Raw genomic sequence first — 1200 nt, 5'->3', positions numbered from 1 at the left:
TCTCGCAGAAGTCGGGATTCGAGTTGTAGCTCCGTCTCGTGGGCTCGGTGATGTGTATAAGAGACTGGTGGTGGGGTCCGGGGTCGAGTTTGTTGCGGTATTCGTCTTGGCAGATGACCAGGTGGGCGCCTGAGTCGGTGAGGCGTTGGGTGATGGCGTGGGGGGCCAGGGAGGACAGGAGGGGGACCAGGACTGCTCCTAGGCGCCAGGCGGCCAGGGCGGTGATGGTCAGGTCGATGCCTTTGGGCATGAGGGTGGCGATGCGGTCGCCGGGGGTGATGTCGAGGGTGGCCAGGCCTGCGGCGAGGGCGGTGGAGCGTTGGGTGAGTTCGCCGAAGGTGAGGGTGGTGGCCTCCAGGGTGGGGCCGATTTCGGTGGTGGCGGTGGTGTGGGGGTTGTGGCGGTCGCAGAGGAGGTGGGCCACCGACGTGGTGGGGGTGTGGTAGGTGGTGATCCAGTCGCGGAGGAGTTGCGCCGGGTCCGACATCGGTGGTGTTCCTTGTTCTTCGGGTGGTGGGTGGTGTTTCAACACTATGCGCAACTGTGGGTCGCGTCTCACTGGTGGGTGGGTGCAGGATGTGGGCATGGACAGTGCTGTTGTGGTGGAACGTTTCGGTTTGAGTGCGGATGTGCGGGTGTGGTTGGAGGAGGCCGAGGCGTTGCCGGATCCGGGGTTGCGGGTGCCGGTGGGGGCGGATGCGGCGCGGGTGTGGGAGATGTTCGGGTTGGCCGAGGCCGATCGGGTGGAGGTGGAGGCGCTGTGGCCGGATGAGGGTGAGGGTGGGTGGCCGCCGGAGTTGTGGCATGTGGTGGGTTTGATGTGTCGGCGTTTGTGGGCTGATCGGGATCTGCCGTTGGGGCGGTGGCGGCCTTGGCCGACGTTGGTGGAGGCTCAGGACGCGCGGGTGCGGATGGTGTCGTTGTTGGCGTTCGCGGCGATGGTGCCCGAGCAGTTGGCGCGGCATGCTCGGCTCGGTATCGATCGGTCGGTGACGGTGGCCACGCTTGCGGATGTGGGTGTGCAGGTGGCCCGGTCGCGGCGGTTGTTCGGGTATTTGAGTGTGGAGACGGCGGCGTGGGTGGCGGCGCAGTTCCGGGGCCGGTTGTACTGGGTGGGGGGTTTGCAGTTGGAGCCGGCTCGTTTGGGTGATCAGGGTCCGGTGACGTGGTATTCGCAGGAGGAGGCGGCCGGGTTGGGTC

Annotated in this window: 2 protein-coding genes; one reads left to right on the top strand and one right to left on the bottom strand. The window is 66.7% G+C overall.

The genetic code is table 11. The annotated features are described in order from the left end of the window. On the bottom strand, positions 1 to 487 hold a 487-nt coding region (locus tag BQ8420_RS28950), incomplete at its 3' end, for an AMP-binding protein (RefSeq protein WP_143847655.1). 97 nt (positions 488 to 584) lie between these two features. Here BQ8420_RS28950 and BQ8420_RS28945 point away from each other — a divergent pair. After that, positions 585 to 1200 (top strand): acyltransferase domain-containing protein (locus BQ8420_RS28945; RefSeq protein WP_200816141.1); only part of this gene is annotated, 616 nt, incomplete at its 3' end.

It is taken from the genome of Nocardiopsis sp. JB363 (assembly GCF_900143625.1).
Classification (GTDB): Bacteria; Actinomycetota; Actinomycetes; order Streptosporangiales; family Streptosporangiaceae; genus Nocardiopsis.
The sequence above is the reverse complement of the archived record's forward strand: the minus strand, read 5'-3'. Positions and strand labels throughout refer to the sequence as shown.